This is a genomic window from Anaerotruncus sp., from assembly GCF_057433415.1.
On record NZ_DBMDHH010000001.1, the window covers coordinates 64256 to 87739 of the forward strand.

The 23484-nt window shown below is 62.5% G+C and carries 21 protein-coding genes and 1 riboswitch; of the genes, 7 read left to right on the top strand and 14 right to left on the bottom strand.

Annotated features, from left to right (window positions below):
- Positions 1-24: 24 nt before the first annotated feature.
- A complete protein-coding gene (locus ACZO3G_RS00215; protein ID WP_353960866.1) occupies positions 25-273 on the bottom strand; it encodes a helix-turn-helix domain-containing protein in 249 nt (82 codons plus the stop codon).
- Positions 274-687: 414 nt separating this feature from the next.
- Here ACZO3G_RS00215 and ACZO3G_RS00220 point away from each other — a divergent pair, with 414 nt between their 5' ends.
- The 3 genes from ACZO3G_RS00220 (at position 688) to thiT (ending at position 4486) form a co-directional block, all read left to right on the top strand.
- On the top strand, positions 688-1902 hold the full coding sequence (locus ACZO3G_RS00220) for a hypothetical protein (RefSeq protein ID WP_276872840.1): 1215 nt from the start codon (positions 688-690) through the stop codon (positions 1900-1902).
- 479 nt (positions 1903-2381) lie between these two features.
- Positions 2382-3617, top strand: a complete 1236-nt coding sequence (locus tag ACZO3G_RS00225) for a hypothetical protein (RefSeq protein ID WP_277138436.1) — start codon at positions 2382-2384, stop codon at positions 3615-3617.
- A 122-nt stretch (positions 3618-3739) separates the two neighbouring features.
- A riboswitch (TPP riboswitch) is annotated at positions 3740-3851 on the top strand.
- A gap of 62 nt (positions 3852-3913) precedes the next feature.
- Positions 3914-4486: an energy-coupled thiamine transporter ThiT gene (thiT, locus tag ACZO3G_RS00230; protein WP_101552262.1), complete on the top strand. Its 573-nt coding sequence runs from the start codon at positions 3914-3916 to the stop codon at positions 4484-4486.
- A gap of 393 nt (positions 4487-4879) precedes the next feature.
- Here the strand turns inward: thiT and ACZO3G_RS00235 are convergent, their stop codons facing one another.
- From ACZO3G_RS00235 to ACZO3G_RS00245, 3 genes are all read right to left on the bottom strand, one after another.
- On the bottom strand, positions 4880-6268 hold the full coding sequence (locus tag ACZO3G_RS00235; protein ID WP_276874113.1) for a lipopolysaccharide biosynthesis protein: 1389 nt from the start codon (positions 6266-6268) through the stop codon (positions 4880-4882).
- A gap of 34 nt (positions 6269-6302) precedes the next feature.
- A complete protein-coding gene (locus ACZO3G_RS00240) occupies positions 6303-6803 on the bottom strand; it encodes a COG2426 family protein (protein WP_101552257.1) in 501 nt (166 codons plus the stop codon).
- Between the two features lie 404 nt (positions 6804-7207).
- A complete protein-coding gene (locus tag ACZO3G_RS00245) occupies positions 7208-8014 on the bottom strand; it encodes an amidohydrolase family protein (RefSeq protein ID WP_276874117.1) in 807 nt (268 codons plus the stop codon).
- A 176-nt stretch (positions 8015-8190) separates the two neighbouring features.
- On the opposite strand from ACZO3G_RS00245, the gene ACZO3G_RS00250 reads away from it, so the two are divergent.
- Together ACZO3G_RS00250 and ACZO3G_RS00255 are read left to right on the top strand one after the other, a co-directional pair.
- Complete coding sequence (locus ACZO3G_RS00250) at positions 8191-10740, top strand: heavy metal translocating P-type ATPase (protein WP_276874126.1); 2550 nt, start codon at positions 8191-8193, stop codon at positions 10738-10740.
- A 1-nt stretch (position 10741) separates the two neighbouring features.
- Positions 10742-11005, top strand: coding sequence for a metal-sensing transcriptional repressor (locus ACZO3G_RS00255; protein WP_101552251.1), 264 nt, complete (start codon positions 10742-10744; stop codon positions 11003-11005).
- Positions 11006-11056: 51 nt separating this feature from the next.
- On the opposite strand, the gene ACZO3G_RS00260 is transcribed toward ACZO3G_RS00255, so the two are convergent.
- Both ACZO3G_RS00260 and ACZO3G_RS00265 read right to left on the bottom strand, forming a co-directional pair.
- The gene (locus ACZO3G_RS00260; RefSeq protein ID WP_277138437.1) at positions 11057-11857 is read right to left on the bottom strand and encodes a class I SAM-dependent methyltransferase; all 801 of its coding nucleotides are present in this window, start codon (positions 11855-11857) and stop codon (positions 11057-11059) included.
- Between the two features lie 34 nt (positions 11858-11891).
- The gene (locus ACZO3G_RS00265; RefSeq protein WP_276872528.1) at positions 11892-12683 is read right to left on the bottom strand and encodes an HAD-IIA family hydrolase; all 792 of its coding nucleotides are present in this window, start codon (positions 12681-12683) and stop codon (positions 11892-11894) included.
- Positions 12684-13142: 459 nt separating this feature from the next.
- Between ACZO3G_RS00265 and ACZO3G_RS00270 the strand changes: the two genes are divergently transcribed.
- Positions 13143-14534, top strand: a complete 1392-nt coding sequence (locus tag ACZO3G_RS00270) for a short-chain fatty acid transporter (RefSeq protein ID WP_101552245.1) — start codon at positions 13143-13145, stop codon at positions 14532-14534.
- Between the two features lie 32 nt (positions 14535-14566).
- Positions 14567-16042: an amidase family protein gene (locus tag ACZO3G_RS00275; protein WP_276872529.1), complete on the top strand. Its 1476-nt coding sequence runs from the start codon at positions 14567-14569 to the stop codon at positions 16040-16042.
- A 59-nt stretch (positions 16043-16101) separates the two neighbouring features.
- Here ACZO3G_RS00275 and ACZO3G_RS00280 read toward each other — a convergent pair whose 3' ends face one another.
- From ACZO3G_RS00280 to ACZO3G_RS00315, 8 genes are all read right to left on the bottom strand, one after another.
- Complete coding sequence (locus ACZO3G_RS00280) at positions 16102-16524, bottom strand: DUF2000 domain-containing protein (protein WP_276872530.1); 423 nt, start codon at positions 16522-16524, stop codon at positions 16102-16104.
- The gene (locus ACZO3G_RS00285) at positions 16491-17423 is read right to left on the bottom strand and encodes a DMT family transporter (protein ID WP_276872537.1); all 933 of its coding nucleotides are present in this window, start codon (positions 17421-17423) and stop codon (positions 16491-16493) included. Before ACZO3G_RS00285 ends, ACZO3G_RS00280 begins: the two co-directional genes overlap by 34 nt.
- A gap of 7 nt (positions 17424-17430) precedes the next feature.
- The gene (locus ACZO3G_RS00290; protein WP_276872531.1) at positions 17431-18243 is read right to left on the bottom strand and encodes an AraC family transcriptional regulator; all 813 of its coding nucleotides are present in this window, start codon (positions 18241-18243) and stop codon (positions 17431-17433) included.
- Between the two features lie 139 nt (positions 18244-18382).
- The gene (locus ACZO3G_RS00295) at positions 18383-18724 is read right to left on the bottom strand and encodes a phenylpyruvate tautomerase MIF-related protein (protein ID WP_121586076.1); all 342 of its coding nucleotides are present in this window, start codon (positions 18722-18724) and stop codon (positions 18383-18385) included.
- Positions 18725-18748: 24 nt separating this feature from the next.
- On the bottom strand, positions 18749-19930 hold the full coding sequence (locus tag ACZO3G_RS00300; RefSeq protein ID WP_276872532.1) for a phosphopentomutase: 1182 nt from the start codon (positions 19928-19930) through the stop codon (positions 18749-18751).
- Positions 19931-19942: 12 nt separating this feature from the next.
- The gene (locus ACZO3G_RS00305; RefSeq protein WP_121586074.1) at positions 19943-20899 is read right to left on the bottom strand and encodes an ABC transporter permease; all 957 of its coding nucleotides are present in this window, start codon (positions 20897-20899) and stop codon (positions 19943-19945) included.
- Positions 20883-21962, bottom strand: coding sequence for an ABC transporter permease (locus tag ACZO3G_RS00310; RefSeq protein WP_158595549.1), 1080 nt, complete (start codon positions 21960-21962; stop codon positions 20883-20885). The genes ACZO3G_RS00305 and ACZO3G_RS00310 overlap by 17 nt, the downstream gene beginning before the upstream one ends.
- Positions 21952-23481 carry an ABC transporter ATP-binding protein gene (locus ACZO3G_RS00315; protein ID WP_101552229.1) on the bottom strand — a complete coding sequence of 510 codons (1530 nt, stop codon included), beginning with the start codon at positions 23479-23481 and terminating at the stop codon, positions 21952-21954. The genes ACZO3G_RS00310 and ACZO3G_RS00315 overlap by 11 nt, the downstream gene beginning before the upstream one ends.
- Positions 23482-23484: the final 3 nt, after the last annotated feature.

The following is a 23484-nucleotide window of genomic DNA, read 5'->3' on the forward strand; positions in this document are numbered from 1 at the left end:
GATGACGTGCCGTCATGCCTTCCTTTATTTGCTGCGGGGATATGGGGTGCGCCTGTCTGTAAGGCCCATCAAATAATCCACGCTTGTCCCATAATAGGAGGCAAGCGCTTCCATTACGGACAGGGGAGGCTCAATCTCGCCGATTTCATACCGCGAATAATTTGGCTGTGTACAATGCAGATACTCCGCAAGCTCTTTTTGCAGCTTATGGTGCTCATCGCGGATATCATATAATCTCAACCGCATCGCATCACCCCCGCCTTTATTATACATACACAGAATCTGTCTGTTGTTGCATACACGGAAACTGTGTATGATAAAGGCAAAGATGGAACTGTGACCAAAGGGAACTTTTTCAAAAGTTCTCTTTGGAATCCTTCAAAACGTTTGGCGCAGGCGGGGCGCGGCGGCTTTCCGCACACGCCGCCCGTGTTTCACACCGGCCCCTCCATAACCCTGTCTCACGGGCCGCGGATGCGGGGCGGGCGGCGGCTCGCCTGATCAAAGTCTTTGGGCGCTTTCTTCAGAAAGCGCAAAACGGACGCCCGGCTTTGTGCCGGGCGGTTCGCTTTCCCGTTCTTCTGCACGAAATCTTGCAAAGACGGTTATCGTGTGGTACACTGGTGGCACGGAGGGGCGACAGAAAAACAGGCCCCGGAATCCGTGACAGCGAGGGAGGACTGGACGATGAAAAAGATGTTGGCAGTGCTGATGGCGGCGGTGCTCGCGGGGAGCTTCGCGGGCGTGTGCGCGCTGGCGTACAGCATCACGACGGATACCCATCTCACCGGGGAGGCCTATGACGCGGACGGCGATTCGGTCGTGGGCGACTACAATTTCGCCTTTGGCGACAAGGTGTCGGCCGACTTTGTGCCCGCGGGCAAAAAAATCTACATCGAAATCGGCGACGGCACCGAATTTCACGGTGGCGCGGGGACGGTTTCGGCGGACGAGCTGGCCGACAGCGGCGAGTTCAATTTCCGCCTTGACCGCGACAAAAACGGCAGCCTGCTCGATTCCGTCAAGCTGGTGACCAAGAACCTCGACGGCAGCGGACGGAAAAATTATATTGAGATCAAGCTCAAGGAAACGACCAGGACGGAGGAGCGCAAGGTCACCTTCGACGTCTATTTCAAGGCGCGCCACGCGGACGACGGCGACCGTTGGGAGAGCGGCGACATCGCGAACACGCGGTTTGAGCTGTGGGTGGACAACCCCGTGGAGGACGGCGACTACGCCGACATCGAGGCGGGACAGAACGTCGTTTTCAACCCGGTCTCCAACGAGCGCAACACGATCTCGTGGGGCGCGGACGACGACGTGGCCTGCCTCGAGTTTGAGGCGGACGACGATTCGCGCAAATTTTACGCGAAGCTGTCCACGAAGATCGACCGCGACATCTACGAGGAGTACGGCGACCCGGTCAACGCGGAGCTCTTTTTCCGCACCTTTGTGGGGAGCCCGTCGATCGACTCGACCTCCCGCGCGACGCTGACCCTCTACAATCCGTGGAACGACTGCTACGACTGGTACGGCTCCCGCTACCGCGACGTGCGCCCGCGCGACGTGCACATCTACCTGGTCGACAGCGACGGCTACCTCGAGGATCTGACCGACCGGATGACCTACGCGGACGGGGACGACACCGAGGCGGGTATCGACGGATGGAAAATCCGCGTGCGTTCGCTCGGCACCTATGTGATCTCCGACCGCGACCTCGAGCTCGACTGGGGCGGGATCGAAGAGGCCCCCCCGATCGAGAAGACGGAGGAGACCCCTCCCCCCGCGCCCAAGCCGGGACCCGCGCCCGCGCCGACCGGCTCCCACGACGCCGTCGGCGTTTCGGTCATGCTCGCGGCGGCTTCCGCGACGGCGTTCGCGCTTACGAGAAAACGCAGATAAGGATTCGCGCGCGTACGCGTATAGAAGAAAGACTGTAGCATCGCCGTCGGCCGATTCCGGCCGGCGGCGGTTTTTCATCCGCGCGAGGGCAAAGGCATTTGCGTTTTCGGTTTTCGGGAACCAAACGGCATTGCGCATTGGCTTTTGCGCGTTTGCACGCGGCAAATTTTGCCGCATCTCCATTTTCGCGGCGGATATGCGCGACGGTTGCATGGGATTGACAGAAATCCTGCATTTGCGTTTCCATTTTGCATAACTAATATCTAGAAATTGCTGAAAAAATCAAAAAATAAAATTATTATATGCGGTTTGATGTGCAATATGCACGATAATTATTACAATTTGGTAACAAAAACCTCTTGAAAAGTGCTTGATTCTCGGATATACTCAGTCTCGTTCCAAGCGGCTCGGATGTGCTGAGCCGGAGGATCGAAACTATTTTTCAGGAGGAACCCAATACCATGAAAAAAGTGCTTGCTATGATGCTTGCAGCCGCTACGACTCTGTCGATCGGCGTGACCGCTCTGGCTGATGACATCACCACCCTGGAGGATCCCACGAGCTCTTCGTCTTCCGAAGAATCCTCGTCCGAGTCCTCTACCGAGGAAAGCTCCTCTGAGGCTTCTTCTTCCGAAGCGTCCTCTTCCGAGGCTTCCTCTTCCGAGACTTCCTCTGATGCGACTTCTTCCGATGTCGTGACCGACGTTGACTTCAAGGATGCGACCGGCATTGCGATCGGCGCCGACGAAGACGGCGTTGTCCTGGGCGACGATATCCTCGAGCCCGGCACCGAGTACAAGTTCCCGGTTTCCATGATCGTTGGTGGCAAGTCTGTCAAGATCACCGACGAAAACATCAAGGATTTCAAGTTCCGCTACTCCAAGGTTTCCACCAAGGGTATGAGCCGCTTCGAGATCGAGGAGCACAAGGGCCAGTACTACCTGTACGTTGAGTCCCGCGACACCATGACCACCAAGCCTGTCGATATCAAGTACAACGTCAAGCTGACCCCGAAGTCCACCACCCTGCCGGTCTTCAGCCAGGAAGTCAAATTCCAGTACGGCTATGAAGAAATGGGCGGCGACTACATCGACAGCCTCGACAAGGGCGACACTGTCGAAATCGACAACAGCAACCCGGTCATCACCGCTTCCCAGTTCAACAAGATCGCGAAGATCAACGACTACAAGAACGTCACCCTCGCGGGCAACGGCTGGGAGTTCACCGTCAACGTGAGCGATGAGTCCACCAAGAACCTGACCCACTCCAACGCGGGTATCAAGGAAGTTCTCTCGAAGTTCCCGGATCAGGATTTCAAATTCTTCACCTTCGGCGCCAAGCCGACCTTCTCCGGCACCGGTAAGCTCTCTCTCGACGTTGACGACATTGTCGACGACTTCGACAAGATGTACACCTACCGCTATGCGGATGGCAAGCTCTACCGCATCAACGCGACCTTCGACGCGGATGAGAACACCCTCTCCTTCCGCACCAACAAGCTGGACAACTTCCTCGTCACCAACGAGCTCATCAAGGATGGCACCGTCGTGACCGAGGTCGACAACGACAACTCCTCCAGCTCCGACAAGGAAGAGAACACCGACAAGAACAACCCGACCACCGGTGCCAACGACATGATCAATGTCGCTGTCATGGCTGCGATCGCCTCCCTGGCGGCTGCCGGCACCATGGTCACCAAGAAGCTCTCCAAGTAATTTTACAAAGAGGCTGATTAGAGCGGACGGGGACGGGCGTACGCCCGTCCCCGTCTGTTTTGTTTTCCTCGGGCTTTACAAATCCGTCCGGATGGTGTATAATAAATACCGCAAACAGAATAAGCCACGTAACGGGGGGCTGGCGTCAAGCCGGCTGAGATAGCGCGTATTGCCGCGCTGACCCGAAAACCTGATCTGGGTAATGCCAGCGTAGGAAGAGCGTTTCTCCTTTTACGCCGCAGGGATTATCTGTGGCGTTTTTGTTTGGAAAAAACAAGTGGAAAGGGGAAACCACCATGAAGCCAACCACCCGCAAACTGACCCACAGCGCCCTGATGCTGGCGCTCGCGCTGCTGCTTTCGATGATCAAGTTCTACCACTTCCCGAACGGCGGCTCGATCACCGCCGCGAGCATGGCCCCGATTATCATCATTTCGCTCATGTACGATACCCGGTGGGCGCTCTTCACCTCCTTCGCCTATTCGCTGCTCCAGATGCTCGAGGGCTTCTATCCGCCGCCGGTCCAGTCCTTCGGCATGTTCGTCGCCCTCATCCTGCTCGACTATGTGGTCGCCTTCGGCGTCCTCGGCCTCGCGGGCCCCGTCGCCCGCCGCTTTCAAAAGAAGCCCCTCGGCGCGGCGGTCGGCTCGATCGTCGTTGTCTTCTGCCGCTTCTTTTGCAGCTTCCTCTCCGGCATCATCGTCTGGGGAAGCTACGCCCCCGAGGGTACCCCCGTGTGGATCTATTCCCTCACCGTCAACGGCCCCATCATGATCGGCGAGATGATCACCACCTCCGTCGTCGTCGCCCTCCTCGTCAAATTTATCGACTTCCAGAAGCTGGCCGGCAAAAGCTCGGCGGCTGCCTGAGAAGGACGGAAAAAAAGGATCTCCCGGCGTCAGCCGGGGGATCCTTTTTTGCGCTTTCGCGGGAGGACGGAAAAGCCAAACGCCCGGCGTCAAGCCGGGCGTTCGTTTTTGCGCTTTCTGAAGAAAGCGCCCAAAGACTTTGATCAGGCCGGCCGCGCGTCCTCCCCGCATTCGCGGCCCGTGAGACGGGGCCGTGGCGGGGTCAAAACACGAACGAAACGTCTTGAGAGATTCCAAAGAGAGCTGATGAGAAGACGGAGATCGGGTTGGGCCGCGAAACCGGCATGCGGGTTCCCTCCGGCACGGGCGGCGTGTGCGGAAAGCTGCCGCAGGCCGCCTGAACCAAACGTTTTGAGGGTTTCCAAAGGGAACTTTTTCAAAAGTTCCCTTTGGCTACCGCTTCTTCAGAATTTTCTGCGCGTTGGCGAGCATCTGGCGGAAATTGAGGGCGAGCAGGAGGGCGCAGAGGAGGGCCTCGGGCAGGATCCAGCCGGTCTCAAGGCTGAGGAGCACCCACGTCTGGCCGAGAAGGATGGCGAGGTTGAGCAGCAGCTTGAAGGGGCTCCAGTGGAGCTTGATGAAGCGGCGGGTGTCGACGATGCGCACGGCAAAGACGATGAGGTAGCTGGCGAAGGTGGCGAAGGTGCCGCCGTTGATGCCGAAGCGGGGGATGAGCAGGGCGTTGAGGATGACGTTCGCGCCCGCGCCGAGCGCGGTGGTGACGAGGGTGGCGACGCTCTTCTTCTCGGTCATGTAGATGCTGCCCAGGAAAGTGACGAAACAGGAGAAGGAGGTGGCCAGCAGCAGGAAGGGGGTATACTTCCACGACTCCAGGTATTCGCCGTGCGCAAGAATGTGGATGACGAACTTGCTGAAGAGCAGCAGGCCCGAGGCGGCGGAGAAGATAAACGCCTGATAGGCGGCGAAAACGTTGCTGAAAAAGCGGGTGCGCCCGGGGCCGTCCTCGGTGAAGGCGGACATCTGCCAGGCGTCTGTGAAGATGCCGGAGAGCAGGTTGATGATCGTGGGGACCTTGTAGGCGATGGTGAGCAGGCCGTTTGCGTCCGAACCGATGTAGTATTTGATGAAATAGGTGTCGGAGGCGTTGGTGACCCACCAGAAGATATTCGCGGGGATGAGGGGGACGGCATAGCGCAGCATCGAGCCGAGCACCGACCAGTCGCAACCCCGGAAACGGATATACCGGCGCAGGCCCGCGATGGTGAAAAGGAAGACGGAGGAGAGGAAATCGGCGGCGATGGTGGCGAGCAGGTACCCTGTGAGGCCGAGGTGGAACACCACCAGAAAGATGATGTTGAAGGTGATGACCAAAATGGTGCTGAGCACCCCGTCGAAGGCATAGAGCTTGATGAACTGCTTGGCGCGCACGAACTGGGCGCAGAGGGAGCGCATGCAGGAGGTGAGCACATAGAGGTAGACGAGCGGCGCGCCGCCCTCGAGCATCTCGACGCGGGAGAGGAGCGGATAGAAGGCGAGCAGGAGCACATACCCGGAAAAAATGGCGGTGAGCGCGCCGGTAAAAACGTCCCGCTTGTCGGTGGCGCGGTCGATGCCGAATCGGATGATGGCGTTGGACATGCCGATCGACGCGAGCGGGATGATCAGGTTGGCGGTCTGCGCGAGCAGGTTGGCGTCGCCGAGTTCTCCCGGAGCAAGCACGCGGGTATAGAAGGGAACGAGCAGAAAAACAAGCACCTTCGAGCTGAAGGTGCCGACTGCAAAGATCAGCGTGTTGGAGAGCAGCTTTTTATACTTGTCCACACCGCTGTCCCCTTTCCGTTCATTTGGCGAGCCGTCAGAAGAGATTCAAAAAGCCGAGCAGCCCGTAGGACCCCACCGTCATGATGACCCCGGCGATCAGCACGCCCAGCGTGATCGAGAGCAGCGCGGGGCGCATACGCATCCCGAGCAGCGCGGCGATCGCCGCGCCCGACCACGCCCCGGTGCCCGGCAGGGGCACGGCCACGAAGAGGCAGAGCCCGATGGACTCGTAGCGGGTGACCTTGTCCGACTTTGCCATGAGCCGGTTTTCGATGCGGGTGGAAAGCCCGGAAAGCAGGCGCGTGGACTTGAGCCAGCGGAAGAGCGGCCTGCCGAAAAGCACGATAAACGGGACGGGCAGCAGGTTGCCGACGACCGAGATGACAAAGACGGTCGGCCAGTCCATCCCAAAGAGCGCGCCGAGCGGAATGGAGCCGCGCAGCTCGATGAGCGGCACCATCGACACGAGGAAGAGGGCAAGCTCGCGGCCCGCGCCTGACAGGAACTCAAATAACTGCTGGGTGAGCTGCTGCATAAAATCCTCCGAAGCCCGGATAAACCCGGATAAAAATACCATTGCAGAATCATATTATAATCAAATTATGCACAAAAGACAATGGAATATTGTAAATTCGCGCGACGTGCCGGATTTTCCGTGCAAAAAGACGAAGCCCCCGTCCGCAGGGCGGGCCGGGGGCTGGATATGCTTGCGGCAAACCGCGCGGCGGACCCGCCAAAGGTTTTGAGGGCTCGGGGGACCGTTTTTCAGCTCTGCCGCATGGGCCGAGCGGACGGCGGCGCAGGGAGGCGGGCCTGTTAAAAGTTTTCAAAGGGGTCCAGGGGGACTGCTTTTCAGCCCTGCCGCATGGGCCGAGCGGACGGCGGCGCGGGGAGGCGGGCCTGCTGAAAGTTTTCAAAGGGGTCCAGGGGGAATCTTTTTCAAAAGATTCCCCCTGGCAGTAACCTCGAAGCGTTCCGCCACTTGATGTCCTCGAGTTCCTCCCCGGTAAGGCCGAGGCGCTCGAGCATACCGAGCTCGTTTTTGACGGTGTTCCAGGGGCAGTCGGTGCCGAAGAGCACGTGGTCGGCGCCCTTCTTGCGGATGAGGCGGAGGTACTCGCCCGGCTCGAGGTAGACGGAGCTCATGGCCGTGTCGAAATAGACGTTGGGCAGATCGCAGAGATAGCGCTCGGCGGGTTCCGTCTGGCCAAGCGCGCCCATGTGCGCGGCGACGAGGGTGAGGCGCGGGAAGGCGCGCGCGACCGCCGCGATCTGGTCGGCGGGCGCGAAATTCTCTCTGCTGACGGGGTCGCGCCCCGCGTGCAGCAGGAGCGGCAGTCCCGCTTTTTCGATGGCGGCGTAGATTGGAAAATACGCCTCGTCCCCGAAATAGCACGCCTGATAGGCGGGGTGCAGCTTGACGCCGCAGAGGCCGGCGGCCTTGATTTCGGCGATCTCGTCGGCCGCGCCGGGGTCCTTCGGATGCACGGTGCCGAAGCAGAGCATGTTCGGGTTGCGCGCCTGCACCTCGGCGGCGAAGCGGTTGACGGTCTTCTGCTGGCCGGGTTTGGTGGCGATATGCAGCACGACGGCGCGGTCCACGCCCCAAGCGGACATGGCGTCGAGCGCGCCGCGCTCGGTGCCGTCGGTGTAGTAGGGGCTGTCATAGGCGATGTGCGAGAGGCGCGGCAGCGTCTTTGCGGCGAGCGCGTCGGGGAAGATGTGGGTGTGAAAGTCGATGAGCATGGTGTTTCCCCCTATAAATCCGGATGGTTCCGGGAATCTTAGATAAGGCAGAGTTTATTATACATCATTGCGTTACCGATGTAAAGCGCGCAAACCCCTTGACAAGTGGATAAAATCGGTATAGAATAATAGCAGACCCACCCCCACCCCCGGGGGGTATCGAAAGGATGAAAGCCATGAAGCAAAAATTCGATGTGACGGGCATGACCTGTTCCGCCTGCTCGGCGCACGTGGAAAAGAGCGTGGCGAAGGTCCCGGGCGTCCGGTCGGTGACGGTCAACCTGCTCTCCAACAATATGGCGGTCGACTACGACGAGACGGCCTCGAGCGACGCCGCCGTCATCCATGCGGTCGAGGAAGCCGGCTACGGAGCCTCGGTGCACGCGGGCGCGGCTTCGTCCCGCCCGCAGGCGAAGGCGGCGCCAGCCGCCGATCCGATGGCGGCCGAGATCGCCAACATGAAGCGGCGGCTGATCGTCTCCTTCGTTTTCCTGATCCCGCTTTTCTACATCTCGATGGGGCATATGATGGGCCTGCCGCTGCCCCATTTCCTGCACGGGACGGAAAACGCGCTCGTCTTCGCGTTCACCCAGCTGCTGCTGACGCTTCCGATCGCCTACGTCAACCGCAAATACTACCAGGTGGGCTTCAAGACCCTCTTCAAGGGCGCGCCCAACATGGATTCGCTGATCGCGATCGGCTCGGCGGCGGCGATGATCTACGGCGTGGTGGCGATCTACATGATCGGCTGGGGGCTCGGGCACGGCGACACCGCCCTGGTGGAGCAGTATTCGATGGATCTCTACTTCGAGTCGGCGGGCATGATATTGGCGCTCATCACGCTCGGCAAGTTCCTCGAAACCCGCTCGAAGGGCAAGACGAGCGAGGCGATCACCAAGCTGATGGACCTCGCGCCCAAGACGGCGCTCGTCGAGCGGGAGGGCGTCGAAGCGGAAATCCCGGTTGAGGAGGTCGCGGTGGGCGACCTGCTGATTGTCAAGCCGGGCGCGAGCATCCCGGTCGACGGGGAGATCACCGAGGGCAGCGCGGCGGTCGACGAATCGGCGATCACCGGGGAGAGCATCCCGGTGGACAAGGGACCGGGCGACCGGGTGATCGCGGCGACGATCAACCGCTCCGGTTACTTTAAATTCCGCGCCACCAAGGTGGGCGCGGACACCACCCTCGCGCAGATCGTCGCGCTCGTCGAGGACGCGGCCAACTCCAAGGCCCCCATCGCCAAGCTCGCCGACAAGGTGAGCGGCGTGTTCGTGCCGGTGGTCATCTGCATCGCCGTGATCGCCGCCGTGACCTGGCTGCTGCTCGGGCATACGGTGGAGTTCGCGCTCTCGATCGGCATCGCGGTGCTCGTCATCTCCTGCCCCTGCGCGCTCGGCCTCGCCACCCCGGTGGCGATCATGGTCGGCACCGGCAAGGGCGCGGAAAACGGCATCCTCATCAAATCCGCCGAGGCGCTCGAGACCGCCCACACGATCGACACCGTCGTGCTCGACAAGACGGGCACGATCACCGAGGGCAAACCGCGCGTCACCGATATCCGGACGGCGGACGGCCTCTCCGAGACGGAGCTGCTGACGATCGCCGCCTCGGTGGAAAAGCCGTCGGAGCACCCGCTCTCCACCGCGATCGTCGAGGAGGCCGCGCGGCGGAACCTCTCTCTGCGCGCCGTGACGGGGTTTGAAGCGGTCGCGGGGCAGGGCGTCGCGGCCGAGGTGGGCGGCGTCCGCTATCTCGCGGGCAACCGCAGGATGATGGAGGAAAACCGCATCGAGCTCGGTGATTTCGCTGAAAAGGGTGAGACCTTGTCAGGGGAGGGCAAGACCCCCCTCTACTTTGCCGGCGAGGGCAAAGCGCTCGGCGTGGTCGCGGTGGCCGACACGGTCAAGCCGACCAGCCGCGCGGCGATCGAGGCGTTCGGACAGATGGGCGTCGACGTGGTGATGCTCACCGGCGACAACAAGCGCACCGCGGCCGCCATTCAGAAGCAGCTCGGCATCGGCCGGGTGGTGGCGGAGGTGCTCCCGCAGGACAAGGAGCGGGAGGTCGCCAAGCTGCAGGAGCAGGGCCGCAAGGTCGCGATGGTGGGCGACGGCATCAACGACGCGCCCGCCCTCACCCGCGCGGACGTGGGCATCGCGATCGGCGCGGGCACCGACGTGGCGATCGAATCGGCCGACGTGGTGCTCATGAAGAGCGACCTGCTCGACGCGGTGACGGCCATCGACCTGTCGCGCGCGGTCATCCGCAACATCAAGCAGAACCTCTTCTGGGCGTTCTTCTATAACTCGATCGGCATCCCGCTGGCGGCGGGCGTCTTCTTCTCGGTGCTCGGCTGGAAGCTCAATCCGATGTTCGGCGCGGCGGCCATGAGTTTAAGCTCGGTGTGCGTCGTCTCGAACGCCCTGCGCCTCAAGCTGTTCCAGCCGCGGAGGGCCGCGGCTTCCAATACAAATAGTAATCAGCAAGAAAAAATTAACCCAAAGGAGGAAATCATTTCCATGAAAAAAACGATGGTGATCGAAGGCATGAGCTGCGGACACTGCTCCGCGCGGGTGGAAAAGGCGCTGAACGCGCTCGACGGCGTGACGGCGAAGGTCGACCTCGAGGCGAAGACCGCCTCCATTGAGACGGAGGGCCGGGTGTCCGACGAGCAGCTGAAGGCCGCCGTCACCGACGCGGGCTACGACGTCGTCTCGCTGAGCTGACATGCGGGCGGACAGGGAACAGGTCGCCCGCCTGCTGCGCACGGCGCGCGGGCAGATCGACGGCATCCTCAAGATGGTGGAGGAGGACCGCTACTGCATCGACGTGTCCAACCAGATCATGGCGGCCGAGTCGATTCTGGGGCGCGCCAACCGGGAGGTGCTTCGCGCGCATCTTGAGGGGTGCGTGCGGGACGCGTGCGAAAACGGCGCGGCGGAGGAAAAGATCGAGGAGATCGCCGCGCTGCTCGACAAACTGGTGAGGTGACAAAAAGCCCCGCCCCGGGTACCGGGGCGGGGCTTTTTCACCGCGGAAAACTCACTTCGCGCGGTCCTTTTCGGTGGTGAGCAGGAAGGAGAGGGGCAGCCCCCTCCCGTCGTAGGCGTCGGTCAGCCCGACGTCGTAATCGAACTCCCGCAGCTTTTCGACGCGCATCCCCGCCGCGCTGACCGCGCCGACGATGTCGGCCATCGTGTGCGAAAAGCTGGTGAAGGTTTTGGAGGCGTACCGCTCCGACAGGTAACCCATCCCCTCGTTTTCGAGCCAGGGCTCCCGGCGGAAATAGGAGTAGGCGACCCGGTCGGGGCGCTCCGGGTCGAAGGCGGGCTCGCCGGGCATGGGCAGCATGTTCATGAAGGGGTGGAAATCGTGGAGCAGAAACCGGCCGCCCGGCTTCAGGCAGTCCGCCGCCTTTTGGAAGAGCGGTCCCAGGTCCCGAAACCAGGTGATCGCCCCGATGGTGAAGAAGACGAAGTCAAAGCCGCCGTGGAAGGTTTCCGGGATGTCGAGGATGTTGCAGGCGACGAACCGGCAGTTGCCGACGCCCGCCTTTTTTGCGGTTTCGGCCGCCTGAGCGAGGATGTTTTCCGCGATGTCGAAGCCGGTCCCGCTCGCCGCGCCGAGGCGCAGGAGGGAGAGCAGCTCGCGCCCGTTGTTGCAGCAGAACTGGGCGACCGCCCTGCCGCTCCAGTCGACGGCCTCCAGCTCCCTTGCCACGTCCGCGCAGAAGAAGGGAAGATGTTCGCCGAGCAGCCGTTCGTGGTTGTTCTCGCCCCAGCCGGGCTTCCGGTGCTCGAACGCCTCCTCCCAGGCGGCCTTGTTATTCTGGATATAGTCCATGTCGGTTCCTCCGTTCCCGTATGGTTTTTCCGGTCTATTCGCGCAGCGCGTTCAGCAGCGCGCGCACATCGGGGAACTGCCAGGTCGGCTGCCAGCGGGAGGCGGGGATGTCCTCCGGCTTCGCCTCGCCGGTAAAGACGACGGCGGTGTCCACGCCGGCGTTGACGCCGCAGGCGATGTCGGTGTAGAGCCGGTCCCCGACCACGAGCGTTTCGTCGGGGGAGAAGCCGGCGGCCCCCAGGCAGAGGTCGACCATCACGCGGTTGGGCTTGCCGATGAAGAGGGGCTCGCGGCCCACCGCGCAGCCGATCATTTCGCAGATCGCGCCGCAGTCGGGCACCGCGCCGAACCCCACGGGGCAGCAGAGGTCGGGGTTGGTGGCCAGGTAGTCGACCGGGCGGGTGAGGAGCAGCTCGCAGAGGAGCTCCACCTTGCGGTAGGTGAGCTCGTTGTCAAAGCCGACGACGGCGCAGGCGATGCCTGGCTCGAGCGTCTCGGTCACGTCGACGCCCGCCGCGCGCAGCTCCCCGGCGAAGGAGCGGGTGCCGAGCAGGAAGACCTTTTTCCCCGGGTAGTGGGCGCGCAGATGGATGGCCGCCGCGTAGGAGGCGGTGATGAAATTGCTTTCGTCGGTCTCGACCCCCATGCGCCGGAATTTTTCCATGTAGTCGCGGACGCCCTTGGTGGAATTGTTGGTGATGAAAATCGACTTGCCGCCGATCGAATCGATGTGGGAGAAGAGCTCGCGGCTTCCGTCGATCAGCGTTTCGTCGATGGCGACCGTCCCGTCGATGTCGAAGAGGAAGAGTTTCTTATCGGAAAGCATCTGTCACGCCCCTTTTGGGAATTGGTATTTTTTACAACGGTCCGAGACCATTATACCGCGAATGGGCGGATTTGCATAGTGGAAGCTCCACAAACTGCGAGTTGAAAAAACAGGCAAAATCCCGACTTTTTCTGGGAAAATTTTTGGAGGACTCCCCAAAATTGCGAAGGGGTGGATGGCGCGAATTGACAAGGAGGAAGATCGAAATTATAATTATTTACGTAAACGACAACGGTGTCGTGGAAATTTTTCCACGATGCCCATTTTTTTGTCGTTCCTGGCGCGCTGTACAAAGAGGAGCGGATGTGGTATGATGATTGTACAAAATAGGTTAATATTGTGATCAAAAATTATATAAATTGTCGAAAACTGGAAATTGCTTGTCTGTGTGTGGTCCTAACGGGGCGTAACGACGCGCCCCGATGGATAAATAAACAGAGAGAAAGAGGCGATGTTTTCATGGCGAGTGAGTCGAAACCGGTCCGCAGGGACGAAGGCAATGTCATCGCAAGGGTAGGTGCCTCCCTGACAAGATGGTCGATGAAGTACATGCCCGACCCGAGTATTTTCGCGGTCGTGCTGACCCTCATCGCGTTTGTCCTGGGCATTGTGGTCGCGCGGCAGACTCCGATGCAGATGGTTCAGAACTGGTACAAGGGTCTGTGGGAGCTGCTGGCCTTTGCAATGCAGATGTGCCTGATCATCATCACCGGCTCCGCGGTCGCGGAAGCGCCCATCGCGAAGAAGGGCATCCGCAAGCTGGCCGGGATCGCCAAGAGCGGCAAGCAGGCCGCCTGGCTGGTCACCTTCGTATCCGTCCTGGCCTCCTTCCTGCACTGGGGCCTCAGCCTCATCGTGGGCGCGCTGCTGGCCAAGGAGCTGGCCAAGGAGCTGCGCATCAAAAAGATCCCGTTTGAGTACGGCCTGATTGCGGCGGGTGCGTATGTCGGCCAGATGACCTGGCAGGGGATGCTCTCCTCCTCCATCGGCCTGCTCATCGCGACGCCGGGCCACTTCCTCGAGGACCAGATCGGCGTCATCCCGATTTCCCAGTACATGTTCAACCCGATGAACATCATCATTACGATCGCGTTGCTCGTGCTGCCGCCGATCTTCGCCGGCATGCTGCATCCCAAGGAGGAGCACGTGAGCCCGCTCGAAAAGACCGCGATCGAAATGATCGAGCTGGAGAGCGAATCGGTCGACGAGATGCCCGAGAACCCCTCCGTGGGCGACCGCCTCAACCACAGCCGCATCCTGGCCTACGCGCTTGCGCTGATGGGCGTGGTGTATATCGTCTACCACTTCGCGACCAAGGGCTTTGACCTCGATATCAACATGGTCAACGCCATCTTCCTCTTCGCCGGCATCATCATGCACGGCAACATCGCAAACTACATCCGCGCCGTCAAAAACGGCATCGGCGGCGTCAGCGGCATCGTCTTCCAGTTCCCGCTCTACGCCGGCATCATGGGCATGATCAAGTACTCCGGCCTCGTCGACATCCTCGCGACCGGGCTCGTCTCGATCAGCACGCCCTTCACCTTCCCGCTGTGGACCTTCATCAGCGCCTCGATCGTCAACCTGTTCGTCCCCTCCGGCGGCGGCCAGTGGGCGGTTCAGGGCCCGATCGCGGTCCAGTCGGCGATGATGATGAACGCCGATATCATCAAGACCGCGCTGGCGGTCGGCTACGGCAACACCTGGACCAACATGTTCCAGCCGTTCTGGGCGATCGCGCTGCTCGGCGTCACCGGCCTGAAGGCGAAGGACATCATGGGCTACACCACCGCCATCATGCTGATGAGCGGGCTGATCTTCATCCTGGGCGTCCTCTTCCTGCCTGTTTGACGCCTCTGACCTGAAAGGGGGAACCTGCAGTTATGCCTTTTAATTTTAAGGAAACCACGGTCGCCGAGGTGCACCGCGCGATGCTGGCGGGGGAAGTGACCTGCCGCGAGCTCGTGGAGTACTACCTGGGGCGGATCGACGCGTATGACCAGAAGGGGCCCTGCCTCAACGCGATCATCCTCGTCAATCCCAAGGCGCTCGAGGAGGCCGACCGCCTCGACGCGGCGCTTAAGGAGAAGGGGCTGACCGGCCCGCTGCACGGCATCCCGGTCATCCTCAAGGACAACGTCGACACGGCGGATATGCCGACCACCGCGGGCTCGGAGAGCCTGCGCGGCTTTACGCCCGACGAGGACGCCTTCATCACCAGGCGCCTGCGGGAAGCGGGCGCGATCATCCTCGCAAAATCCAACCTGCACGAGTTTGCCATCTGGGGCGAGACGATCAGCTCGATCCTCGGCCAGACCCTCAACCCCTACGACCTGACCCGCACGCCGGGCGGTTCGTCGGGCGGCACGGGCGCGGCGATCGCCTCCGACTTCGGCATCCTCGGCATCGGCACCGATACGATCAACTCGATCCGCTCCCCCTCCTCCGCCTGCTCCCTCGTGGGCATCCGCCCCACCATCGGGCTGGTGAGCCGCAGCGGGGTCGTGCCCTATTCCTTCACGCAGGACACCGCCGGCCCCATCTGCCGCACGGTGGAGGACGCCGTGGCCGTGCTCGACGTGATCGCGGGCTACGACAGGAAGGACGACGAGACCGCCTGGTGCGTCGATAAGCTCCAGCAGGGCAGCTACGCCGAATACCTCAAGAAGGACGGCATCCGCGGCAAGCGGATCGGCGTGCTCGAGAGCTTCTTCGGCAAGAAGGACGTGCACGAGGAGGTCAACCGCGTCGTGCGCGCGGCGATCGAGGTCCTGCGCGAGCAGGGCGCCGAGGTCGTCCCCATCACCGAGGAGATCGACTCCGGCTGGCTCACCTCGAGCGTCAGCGTCCATCTCTACGACCTCAAGGACCACCTCAACATCTACCTGAACGCCCTGCCTCCGCGCGCCCCCGTCCATTCGGTGGAGGAGGTCATGGCGTCGGGCAAGTTCCATCCCGGCATCAAGGAGAACCTGGAGAAGGCGATGCAGCTTTCGACCGGCACGCCGGAATACAACCAGCGGCTGATCCTGCGCGCGCAGACCCAGACCAAGGTCATGAAGCTGATGGCCGACTACGAGCTTGACGCGATGGTCTACCCGCACCAGCAGCAGCTCGTCTGCAAGACGGGCGGCAGCCAGCAGCAGCGCAACGGCGTGCTCTGTTCGGTGACCGGGTTCCCGTCGATCGCGGTGCCCGCCGGCTACAGCACGCCGGACGAGAACGCCCCCATCGGCGTGCCCGTCGGCATGGAGATCATCGGCCGCCCGTGGAGCGAGCCCACCCTCATCGAGATCGCCTACGGGTTCCAGCAGGCCGCGCCTTTGCGCAAATCCCCGCCGACGACCCCCGACTTTTAAGGATCAAATGCACAACGCCCCCGTACCCGGCGCGCCGGGTACGGGGGCGTTTTTATTCGTTACCGCAGCAGCGGCAGGCTGCCGGTGAGGCGGCTGACCTTTTTGGCGTCTCCGCAGATCGCCAGGCCGTAGTAGGTGAACTTCTCCGGGGAGGCCGCGGCGGCCCCGCTGATGTATTCGTCGTAGACGCGGCACCGCTGCGCCACATCGGAGAAATCGACGGTCAACAGGCCGGAAAATTCCTCCGTGCAAAGCCGCTCGCGCAGGTCGTGGAGCAGCGCGCGGTCCCCCTTCAGGATGGGGATGGGGGAGCCGGTGATGCCGGTGTGGACCCGGCCGGCCGCGTCGGCCACGTCCGGTCCGACGATCTCGGGGAAGCGTTTGCCCAGCGTGATCCCGAGGATGGCCGCCGTATTCGCGGCCACTCCCGCGGGCAGGGCCCCGTCGATCACCAGGACGCACTTTTGTCCGCTTTTGAACATACCGGCACATCTCCTTTCCCTGGATTCCGTTCCGAGAGGACCAGCCCCGCCAGCGTCAGCAGGACGCCCCCGGCCGCAAGGGGGGTGATCCGTTCCCGCAGGACGATCACCGAGGTCGCGACGGTGATGACCGGCACGCAGTAGATGTAGACGCTCGTCTTGACCGCGCCGAGCCGCCGGACCGCGAAGTTCCAGGTGACGAAGCAGAGGGCGGAGGCTCCCAGCCCGAGGTAGAGGATGTTGAAAAGGAGCGTGGGATTCGCAAAGCGCGCGAAGCCCCAGTGGAAATCGGTGAACAGCAGGGCGGGGAGCATGAAGAGCAGCCCGTAGAAGAAGACGCGGCGGGTGGCCTGGACGGTGGGATAGCCGAACGCGGCGATGCGGCGGGTGAGGACCGCGTAGACCGCCCACACGAGGGCCGCGAGCAGGGCGAGCAGATCGCCGAGGGGGTTGAGGCGCAGGACGGCGGCCCCATTAAAGCTGATGAGCGCGATGCCCGCGAGCGCGACGGCAAAGCCGATGAAAAAGCCGCTCCGCAGCGGCTCGCCGTTCAGGAAGAAGTGGGCGAGCAACGCGGTGAAGAAGGGCGCGACCGAAATGATGACGCCGACGTTGGAGGCGAGGGAGTAGGTCAGCGCGATGTTTTCCAGCAGGAAATAGAGGGTGACGCCCGTCAGCCCCGCAAAGAGGAAATACCGTTCCTGCTTCCAGCCGGTGGAGCGCAGGCGGCGGGGACAGATCACAAGCAGGGCGAGAAAGCCGATGCAGAAGCGAAAGAAGAGGATTTCAACGGGGGCGAAGTCGCGGAGCAGTACCTTGGTCGAGATAAAGGTGGTACCCCAGATCAGGATGGTCAGGGCCGCCGCGAGGTGGCCCTGGACGGTTTGCTTTGGCAAGATGGTTCCCTCATTTCTCACGGAAAATCTCCCGGTACTGACCGGGCGTCAGGCCGATGAAGCGCTTGAAGGCGTTGGTGAAGTGGCTCTGGTCGGTGAAGCCGCTGGACATGGCGGCTTCGATCGGCTGCGCGCCCCGTTCGAGCAGTTCCTTCGCCTTGTTGATGCGCACCGTCAGCAGGTACTGGTAGGGGGTGATACCCCGCTCCCGCGTGAACGCCCGGAGCAGGACGAATTTATTCATGTCCGCCGCCTTTGCCAGCTCATCGAGGGAGACCGGCTCGGCGTAGTGCGCGTCCACGAAGGCGCGCACCCGCTGGACGCCCGCGTTTTCCGCCTCGGGACGGCCTGCGGTCGGCTGGGCGTAGCGGCCCACCACCCGCTCGATCAGGAAGAGGAATGCCTCCTCCTTGGCAAAGTCGGCGCTGCCCTCCATGATCATCTCGTGGACCTCCCGCAGGAGCAGGGCCTCCTCCGCCTGGGGCGCGACCGGCTCGGAAAATTCGGGCAGCCGGCGGCTGCCGGTGATCTCCTCCATGACCGATTCCATCACCGCCTCGGGGATGTTGAGGCAGCGGAAATCGAGCGCCCGCTCGTCCACCTGCTCGCACTCATGGTTTTCGCGCGGGTTTAAAAGCAGCATATCCCCCGACACGAGGATGTAGTCGCGGTTTTTGCAGGAGAGGTGGCGCTTGCCGCTCTCGATAAACCCCACCACGTAGTGGTCGTGGAAGTGGTTGGGAAATTTCTGCATCAGGCCCTGGAACTGGTAGGCCTCGATCTTCAGGTCGCTGTCGTAACAGACGCGGCGTTCCTCCGCCATGGCGATCCCTCCCGGTTTCGGTCTGTCCCCTATCATAACACCCGGCGCGGAATTTGTCTTGTATCAAATTGACGGAATCCCCGGTTTCGGCGCAGGAAAAAAGCGGCACGCCGAAGGCGTGCCGCTTTTTCGCGTCCGTTCAGTGGAGGGTGCCCCGCGAGCCCCAGGTGTCGAGATCGACCATCGCGAAGTAGACCTGTGGGATTTCCAAGCCGAGCTGCTCCTTCATCAGGGCGTAGAGCGCCTCGATGTACGCCCTCTGCGCTTCGATGGGCAGGGGCTTCTGGAAGACCGTCTCCAGAAAGGCGCACTCGGCGAGCTCGCCGCCCCGGTAGATTTCGCAGCCCGCGTCGATGCGGATCATGGCGCGGTCGGCGGGCTTGCCGGGCAGGAGCCGCACGCAGTCCGCGATTCCGGCGGAAAGGGCGGCCTTCTGCGGCGGGGTAAGCGCCTTGGTGGTGCTGAAATGCAAAAAGGGCATGGTGAAAACTCCTTTCGCTGGATATTAAGGGGTGACTTCTGGCAGGAAGGAGGTCCCGGCCGGGAAATCGTGGATGTCAAAGCGGTCGGCGACCGTCGCGGCGATGTCCGCGAAGGTGCCGCGCACGTGCAGGTTCACGCCGCTTTTGAGCCGCGGGCCGTACACGAGCAGGGGGATGTATTCGCGGGTGTGGTCGGTCCCCTTGGTGGTGGGGTCGCAGCCGTGGTCGGCGGTGATGAGGAGGATGTCGTCCTCCTTCAGGAGCGCGAGGATTTCGGGGAGCTTTTCATCGAAATATTCGAGCGCCTCGGCATAGCCCCGGGCGTTGTTGCGGTGGCCGTAGAGCATGTCGAAGTCCACGAGGTTCACGAAGAGCAGCCCGTCGAAATCGCGTTCGAGGTATTTAAGGGTCGACGCGATCCCCTCTCGGTTGTTGCGGGTGTGGTCGACCTCGGTGATGCCCACGTTATTGAAGATGTCCTCGATCTTGCCGACCGCGATGACGTCGCGCCCGGCGTCCTTCAGGTACTCGAGGACGGTTTTGCCCGGCGGGTCGATCGAAAAGTCCTTGCGGTTTTCGGTGCGGGTGAAGCCGGTCTCGGGGGAGCCGACAAAGGGGCGGCAGATGATGCGGGAAACGGTGTCGTCCCCCATCAGCAGCTCGCGGGCGATGCGGCAGATCTCGTACTGCCGTTCGAGGGGGATAATCTGCTCGTGCATGGCGATCTGCATAAGGCTGTCCGCCGAGGTGTAGATGATCGGGCGGCCGGTGCGCATATGCTCCTCGCCGAGCACCTGGATGATCTCGGTGCCGGAGGCGAGGTAGTTGCCGATCACCCCCACGCCGATGCGCTTTTCCAATTCGTCGGTGATCCGCCTGGGGAAGCCGTCCAGAAAAATCTTGTTCGGCTTTTCCACGAGCAGGCCGCTCATCTCGAAGTGGCCGGTGGTGGTGTCCTTGGCGGGGGCGAACTCCCGGCACTTGCCGTAGTTCGCGCGGGGGGCGTCCACCCCCTCAAGCCCGAGGCCGTCGATGTTATAGAGGCCGAGGGCGCGCAGGTTGGGGACGCGAAAGCCGCCCATGTTTTTTTCCGCATACTCCTTGACGTGGCCGAGGGTGAAGACCCCCTCGTCGCCGAACGCGGCGGCGTCGGGCAGGGCGCCCACGCCCACGCTGTCAAGGACGATCAAAGTAACCCTGGACATAAAATCCTTCCTTTATGATAGATTGTGGCTCCCAACCGAGAGGGGGCGCAGATGGAACCGGCCGTCCTGCCGGAGCTTGGTGGAGACGGAGCTGATCGTGAGGACCACGAGGGCCAGCACGTAGGGCAGCATCGAGATGATCGACGAGGGGATGCCTGTGCCGAGCAGCTCCACCCGGATGCCGATGGCGTCCGCGAAGCCGAAGAGCAGGGTGACGAGCGCCACGCCGATGGGGTTGGAGCCGCCGAAGACGACGGCGGTATAGGCGGTGAAGCCGCGCCCCGCCACCATGCCCTCCGAGAACTCCGAGAGGATGGTGGTGGAGAGGTAGGCCCCCGCGAGCCCGCAGAACGCCCCCGACAGGAGCACCACGCTCCAGCGGATGCGCGCGGGGGAGATGCCGGCGGATTTCGCCGCGCCCTCCGACTGCCCGAGGGCGGTCACCTTGAGGCCGTATTCCGTCCGCCGCAGCAGAAAGCGCATGACGAAGATGAGCGCGATCGTGAGCAGGACGACGTAGCTCTGGTTATTGAGGAACGCGTTGACGAGGGGGATGCCATCGAGGAAATCGAGGTGGAAGAGGGGGAGCTTCTGGATGTTCGAGAGGCGGTAGAGCCCCTGGGTATTGAAGACGGCCGCCATCAAAAAGGTGGTGAGCCCGCCGCTCAACAGGTTCATCGCGATGCTCGCGATGATGTGGTTGGCCCGAAAGCGCACGACCGCCAGTCCGAAGATCGCGCTGTAGAGGGCGGTGCCGGCGACGGCGCCCAGCATCCCGAGCCAGACGTTGCCGCCGCACTGGTCCACCACGGCCACGCAGATGAAGCAGCCCACGGTGATGAAGCCGTCGATGGCGAGGTTGGTGATGCCCGCCTTGTCGCAGAGCAGGCAGCCGAACGCCGCCAGCAGAAGGGGAGTGGCCACCCGCACGGCGGCGGCCCACACGCTCGCGTTAAACAGCATTTCCATGGGTCTTTCGCTCCTTCCTTCTGCGGATGAATTTGAAGCCGACGTCCGCGCTGATTGTGAGGATGATGATGGCCATGATGATCTCGGTGACGATCTGGGGCACGCTGGTGACCCGCTGCATGATGCTGCCGCCGTTCTTGAGCGCGCCGAAGAAGAAGCCCGACAGGATGACGCCGAGGGGGTTGTTGTTGGCGAGCAGCGCGACCACGATGCCGTCGAACCCGATGTCGGGGTTGAAGGCGGCGATCAGCTTATGCTGCACCGCCGTGACCTCCATGGCCCCGATGACGCCGGCCACCGCGCCGCTGAGTGCCATGACCTTCAGTATGATGCCGTTGGGCTTCATACCGCCGTAGCGGGCGAACTGCTGGTTGGTGCCCACGAGCTTGATCTCATACCCCAGCGTGGTTTTGAAGAAGAGGAAGGCGGCGATGAGCGCGACGATGACCGCCAGGTAGATGCCGACGCTCGCCGAGGAGGCTCCGAACGCCCCCAGCTTGGGCATCCAGAGAGCCTCGGGGAGGGTACGGCTCGCGTTCATCTGGGTGATCTTTTCCGGGTCGCGCATCACTTCGGCTGCCATGAACTCGGTCAGCAGCTGGCCGACGAAGTTGAGCAGCAGAGTGGTGACGACCATGTCGGTGCCGAAATAGACCTTCATGAGCGCCGGGATGAGCGCGAAGAGCGCGCCCGCCGCCGCCCCGGCGAGAAAGACGGGCAAAAGCCCCAGCCTGCCGGTCGTCTCCGGCAGGGCCAGCGCGATCCAGGTGGAGGCGATCGCCCCCAGGTAGATCTGCCCGTCCACGCCGAGGTTGAAGACCTCGGCCTTGAAGGGGATGCAGACCGCGACCCCCGCCAGGATGAGGGGGGTGGCCCAGCGGATGGTGCCGGCCAGGTCGCGGGTGAAGGCGCGCCCCAGCCCCTGGAGCACGGCGGCGGGGTCGTAGCCGGAGACGGCGAGGAAGATCATGACGATCACGATTGCGACCAGCATCATCGCCACCTGGCGGCCGACCGCTTTGCCCGCGCCGCGTATGCGCTTGGCCCAAAGACTATTCTTCATCGCGCACCTCCCGGCGTTTCGCGCCCAGCATGTATTCGCCGATCTCATATTCGTCCGCCTCGCCGCGCAGGAACTGCCCCACAAGCTCCCCCTCGTACATGACGACGATCCGGTCGGAGAGGGCGAGAATCTCGTCGAGTTCGGCGGAGATGAGCAGGATGCCCCTGCCCTCGTCGCGCAGCTCGCCCAGCTTGCCGTGGATGTATTCGATCGCGCCGATGTCCACGCCCCGCGTGGGCTGCGCCGCGATCAGCAGCTCGGGCGACGATTCGAACTCCCGCGCGAAGACGACCTTCTGCATGTTGCCGCCCGACAGGGTGGAGAGCGGATAGGTCGCGTCGGGGGTCTTGACGAGGAAGCTTTTGCAGAGCTCCTCGGAAAAGCGGGAGATCTTCGCGTGGGAAAAGACGCCGCGCTTTGAGTAGGGCGGGGTGTAATAGCGGTTGAGGATGAGGTTTTCGCTGATCGTGCAGCTCTTGGAGACGCCCGTTTTGAGGCGGTCCTCCGGCACGTGCCCGATCCCCTTCTGCCGCCTGCGGCGGATGGAGTCCCGGCCGATCTCGCGGCCGCAGAGGCGGACGCTGCCCGCCTCAAGGGGGATCATGCCCGCGATCGCCTCCGCGAGGTCGGACTGGCCGTTGCCCTCGACCCCCGCCACGCCGACGATCTCGCCGCGCCGCACCGAAAGAAACACGTCGTGCAGCGGCATTCGCCCGGGCCGGGGCGCGGTGCGCACCTCCCGGAGCTCGAGCACCTTTTCACCGGGCGAAAAGGGCTTCATCGGGACCTCGGTGGCGACCTCGCGCCCGACGATCAGTTCGGAGAGCCTGCGCACGTTCATTTCGGAGGTCTCGCCCGCGCCGGTGACGACCCCCTTGCGCATGATCGTGACCCGGTCGGTGACGGCCAGGACCTCCTTAAGCTTGTGGGTGATGAAGACGATCGTGCAGCCCTGCTCCCGGAGCCTGCGCATAATGTTCAAAAGCCCGTCCGTCTCGGCGGGGGTCAGCACTGCGGTGGGCTCGTCGAGGATGAGGATTTTCACCTGCCGGTAGAGCGCCTTGAGGATTTCGACCCGCTGCTTTTCGCCCACCGAGATCTGGCTGATCTTCGCGCCGAGGTCCACCTTGAGGCTGTAGCGGTCCATAATTTCGGTGATCTCCCGGGCGGCGCGCGTCTCGTCGATCGAAAGCCCCCTGCGCGGGGTGCGCCCGAGGATGATGTTGCGCAGCACCGTCTCGTCGGGCATCAGCATGAAGTGCTGGTGCACCATGCCGATGCCGCGGCGGATGGCGTCCATCGGGGAGGAGATTTCACACTCCTGCCCGAAAATTTTGATGGTCCCCTCGTCCGGCTTCACCATGCCGTAGAGGATGCTCATGATGGTGGATTTGCCTGCGCCGTTCTCCCCGATCAGGCCGTGGATCTCGCCCTGCCCGATGCGGATGGAGACGTCGTCGTTGGCGATGACGCCGGGGTAGCGCTTGGTGATGTGGAGAAGCTCGATTGCAGAGGGCATGGA